We start from the raw sequence: 4,305 nt of genomic DNA, 5'->3' as shown, positions 1-4,305 counted from the left end.
ACGCAGTGAATCAGGATTCCTTTTATTAAACAAAACAATTCAAATTTCTACATTTATTGATATGCGGAAGATGGGTTCTATTAACCTATCGAACATAATTACTGTCTATAGTTTAAATGGTTAAATAAATAATTTGGAGGTATAAAAAAATGAGATCACGTGTAAAGAAGGCAATTCCGATTCTCGCAACAATGGTTCTTGCTACCACAGCTATTACAACCCAATCCTTTTCCATTGATGGAAATGGTCAAAAAGCTGAAGCAAAAGAATTTTCGAAGAAAGAAGTAAAACAGAATAACCCTACTTGGCTCGCAGGTGACCACCACGTACATAGCGAGTGGAGTGTTGGTTGGGACAATTCTACAAATCCTCCAACACCTATCCGAGGTGGAGATGCCATTTACCCAATTACGAAAAATGCGGAAAAGGCTAGGGAGTACGGACTTGATTGGGTGATGACAACAGATCATGGGGGGCCTAATCATTCCAAGGTTAACTTAGAGCAAGCTTATCCTGAATTATTAAAATCCCGTGAAGCTGTTCCTGAAGTTCTTCAATTCTTCGGTATGGAGTTTGACACACCTGCTGCTGATCATAGTACATTAATGATTCCGAAAGTTGAAAATGAATCACAAATTCTTTATGATATTGAAAGCAAATTTAGTAAGCGCGATCCTTTTCCAAATAACGGCAGCAGAGATACTGAGTCCACAATGATCGAAGCGCTTAACTATATGAAACAATTGGACGAAGATGAGCAGCCAATCCATATTGCCCATCATCCTTCCCGTTCAGCTAATGGTGATGGTGTGTGGGGACAAGATACACCTCAGGAGTTTCGTAATTGGAACGATACAGCACCTAATATTTCTATTGGAATGGAAGGTGCCCCTGGTCACCAGGCCACTGCTATAAATAGAGATGGCTCTCAAAAACCAAATGGTGCTCGTGGATCATATGGCAACTACCCAACAATGGGCGGATTTGATCAAATGACGGCAAAGCTTGGTGGACTATGGGATTCTATGCTAGGTGAAGGAAGACACTGGTGGATTACAGCTACTTCTGACTCGCATGTTAACTGGCGTGATGGCGGAGGCGACTTCTGGCCTGGTGAATACTCTAAAACGTATGTAAAAGCAGAGAAAGACTATGATGATATTATGGAGAGCATTCGTAAAGGGAATGTTTTCGTTACAACCGGCGACCTCATTTCTGAACTTGAAATGAAAGTTCAAGCTGGCGGAAAATCACCTTTGTTTGCGAAATCCAAAGGAAATTCAGCAACTATCGGTGAAACTTTAACTATTCCAGGAAAATCTAAAGATGTAACAGTAACGATTCGCATTAAAAATCCAAACACCGCAAATGCCAATGGAGATAAACCAACAGTTGACCATGTGGACTTAATTATGGGTGAGGTTACTGGAAAGGTAGAAGATCGTTCAACTGCAACGAATACGACTACGAAAGTCGTCGAAACTTTTACAAAAAAAGATTGGAAGCAAAATGGTGAATACATTGAGATTACTCATACGTTAAAAGATGTTGATAAAGACAGTTATATCCGTTTACGTGGAACAAATACTCAACAAACGGAACCTGAAATTGATCCTCGTGGAGAAGATCCGTGGACGGACCTTTGGTTCTACTCAAACCCGGTGTTTATCAAAACTGCGAAATAGTTTAAAAAAAGGTAATGTGGCGAGGAGACTAAGCCTCCTCGTCTTTCTTTTTTAACACGAGAGAAAGAAACAATCGAAAAATGGAGGATCTTATGAAAAAGCTATTTTTACTCATTTTATTTATGATTTCAATTACCTCTTTAATAAAATCTCCTTCTGCATATGCTCATACCAATAACAGTGAAGGGTACTCCCACATTGAGGTGAATGGGAATAATCTCGATTATGAACTGAAGCTTGATCTAACAGAACTTGGACATTCAATGAAAAAAGAAATGTATGAACAGCAATTATTTGATACGAAAGCAGTTCAGGATTATATAAATTCACATATTAATCTTTATGCAGATAGTGTAAAAGTGGATGGAGCAATAGAAACATCTGATGTTGAAACGATTGACGGGCGACAGTTTGCAGTAATAGACCTGAACTACGAGCTAAAAGAAAAACCTGAAAAATTAGTCTTAGACTATAATGTGTTTCTAGATGATTCAGATCCAAGTCATGCCAATTATGCAACGATTAAATTAGATGGAAAACAACAAGAGGCGGTTCTTTCATACGAATCAAGAGAGCTTGAAATTGGAGAAGTGACCTTTGTTCAATCCACGAAGCAGTTTCTATTACTTGGCTTAGAACATATCTTTACAGGGTATGATCATATTCTGTTTGTCATTAGCTTATTATTTGGAGCAAAGAGCATCCGAAACATTTTCTCCTTGGTCACTGCTTTTACAATTGCCCATAGTATTACATTAGCACTTGCAACACTAGATATTGTGCAATTACCTAGCAGGTTAGTAGAGTCTGCCATTGCTTTAAGCATAATTTACGTAGCACTTATTAATATATTTAATCCTAACTCAAAACATCAGTCATGGCTTGCCTTTGTTTTTGGACTTATCCATGGATTCGGTTTTGCAGGAATACTTTCGGAAATGCGACTTGATGGAAGCCATTTGGCCACCTCCCTACTATCTTTCAATATCGGTATTGAAATTGGACAGCTTATCATCGTTTCAGTGGTATTCCCAATCCTCCTATGGTTGAAAAAATTAACATTCAAACCTATTAAATGGGTGATTCCAGGATTTTCAGTCGCTATTTTAGCATTCGGACTAGTTTGGTTTATTGAAAGGGCTTTTTAACAAAGCTATCACTCGTTAACATAAAAAATCCCCAAAGTTACTATGGATTTTCTAGTCGGTGGCGATGGGGAGTATTGTTAAAATGCGCAAAGGCTAATTCAACAGATTTCGTTTCTCGTTTGGATTCAGCCATTAGAAATACCTCCCGTTCATTTATTTTATTCTACCAATAAAAAAACTAAACTGTGAAGAAAGAGTGTGGTTACCCCCAAAAGTTAAAGTTTTTATTATGCAGCTGCTTGGCTGGATTGAGTTCTGTATTCGACTGGACTCAATCCAGCCAATTTTTCTTTTGATCGTACATGGTTATACCAGTAGATATATTCCTCAATCCTTTTTTTTAATTCTTCATAGCTTACTAATTCTTCACCCCATTTTTTCACCCCTACTCCAATCTAACCAATACTTCAAATAACCTTTGAATCAAAGATGATAAGGGAGCTGCGAGTGAAGATTATAGTGCTTTTTTCTATCGGCCAAAACATCGAAAATATGTTATAGAACATGAATAAAGTTGACTTATTATTCTGCCAGCAAGGATATATAAACTTTTATCATTATAGCTCCAAAGGTTGTCATAAGAAGCAATGGTATCCATCCGAATTGTTTTTTCGACTTTCCTACGATTTCATTAAGTGTTACATATAAAAGGGTTCCAATAGCAGTTCCTGTCAACAATGTGTCTACTGTCCTTGCTGTTTCCTTAATTGTTTCCCCTAAAAAAGCACTCACTCCGAAGACAACCGATAATATGGTTATTATATAAAGGAAGATAACTCCTTTTATTCTTGTTACTAATAAGGTGGTCATAATGGCTATACCTTCCGGAATTTGATGAAGGATAATTGCGGTTAGAAAGGAATAACTGTTGAATAAGTTAACAGCTCCGTATGAAAAACCCATAATTATATGATGAAAGAATATAGCTGCAACTAAAAATCCTAATGTTCTTTCGGAAACATTAATCTCTTCTTCGTGATGAAAAAAATGACCAATTAATAACATAATGATGTACCCTGTTAAAGCACCTAAAAGTACACCTTTGAATTCAAAGTCTATTAGTGTGTGAGGGATTAAGTCAAATGTAATAATACCAATCAAGTTCCCTCCACAAATGACATATACATAAGGTAGCTTTTTTGGGAAAAATCGGTTAATTGAACTTGATAATAATCCCCCAATACTTAAACCCAAAACAGAAATTCCTGATAAAAACAAAGGCATCCACACGGATCCCAAATCCTTTCAAATAAAGTTGGTCTGTACAATCTTATGTACGCAGTCTTAATGAAAAATATTCTGTTATTGGCATACTTTTGTTAAATTATTAGGGCTTACTGAACAACCTTTATTTTGATCAATAGTTTGCCACTCGCGTTCTGAAATAAAAATAGTCGTCGAATGAAAAAATAAAAAAAGGGAAAAAAGGATCCCGAAGGATCTTTTCAAGGTTCATGACCAAGAACTGGAGG

At 36.8% G+C, this 4,305-nt stretch carries 3 protein-coding genes and 1 pseudogene; 2 read left to right on the top strand and 2 right to left on the bottom strand.

Annotated elements, in window-relative coordinates; all coding sequences use genetic code 11:
- Positions 1–149 precede the first annotated feature (149 nt).
- Positions 150–1,685 carry a phosphoesterase gene (locus AB1L08_RS21710; protein ID WP_413066676.1) on the top strand — a complete coding sequence of 512 codons (1,536 nt, stop codon included), beginning with the start codon at positions 150–152 and terminating at the stop codon, positions 1,683–1,685.
- A gap of 92 nt (positions 1,686–1,777) precedes the next feature.
- A complete protein-coding gene (locus AB1L08_RS21705) occupies positions 1,778–2,833 on the top strand; it encodes a HupE/UreJ family protein (protein ID WP_413066675.1) in 1,056 nt (351 codons plus the stop codon).
- A gap of 227 nt (positions 2,834–3,060) precedes the next feature.
- Here the strand turns inward: AB1L08_RS21705 and AB1L08_RS21700 are convergent.
- Positions 3,061–3,180: pseudogene (locus AB1L08_RS21700) on the bottom strand (IS3 family transposase); the annotation flags it as partial.
- Between the two features lie 175 nt (positions 3,181–3,355).
- The gene (locus AB1L08_RS21695) at positions 3,356–4,057 is read right to left on the bottom strand and encodes a ZIP family metal transporter (RefSeq protein WP_413066677.1); all 702 of its coding nucleotides are present in this window, start codon (positions 4,055–4,057) and stop codon (positions 3,356–3,358) included.
- Between the last annotated feature and the right edge of the window lie 248 nt (positions 4,058–4,305).

This window comes from Siminovitchia jepli, from assembly GCF_047228825.1.
In the GTDB taxonomy this organism is placed as follows: domain Bacteria; phylum Bacillota; class Bacilli; order Bacillales; family Bacillaceae_C; genus Siminovitchia.
The sequence above is the reverse complement of the archived record's forward strand: the minus strand, read 5'-3'. Positions and strand labels throughout refer to the sequence as shown.